General features: G+C 59.1%; 1 pseudogene. It reads left to right on the top strand.

What is annotated here, in order from left to right:
• A pseudogene (locus B348_RS01000000129895) lies at nucleotides 1-418 on the top strand (YncE family protein); the annotation flags it as partial.

Raw genomic sequence — 418 nt, 5'->3', positions numbered from 1 at the left:
GTGCCAAGGTGTTGCACCGCAGCGTGAACAGTACGGTGCAGTTGCGGTATTGGGTAGATCGCGGGGGCGTTGAGGACCCTATTCCATCGCAGGTTCAGACCGTCAGGGTAGGCACCATTCCGGCCGCCAGCCTGGCAGGGCCACGGATCAACGGGTTGGCCAGTGGGTCGACGCTGGACCTGAATGCCTTTACCGGCAATGGGCTGGCGTCGTTGGCTAAATGGGCGCTGAGCAACATTAATCAGCGTGCCTGGATTACTTGCAGCAGTCCGGGAGTTACGCCGCTGGACGTACTGGGTGCCGGTGGTGCGTTGATTAGTTCTACGGAAGCGGCCAATGGTTTGGTGAACAAGCCTGCATTACGTTCCTGGTTTGAAGCGCTGGCCGACAATGCGCAGATCACTGTGACTGCCGAAGT

This window comes from Pseudomonas sp. CBZ-4, assembly GCF_000346755.1.
In the GTDB taxonomy this organism is placed as follows: domain Bacteria; phylum Pseudomonadota; class Gammaproteobacteria; order Pseudomonadales; family Pseudomonadaceae; genus Aquipseudomonas.
This window is presented reverse-complemented; position numbering and strand designations above follow the sequence as displayed.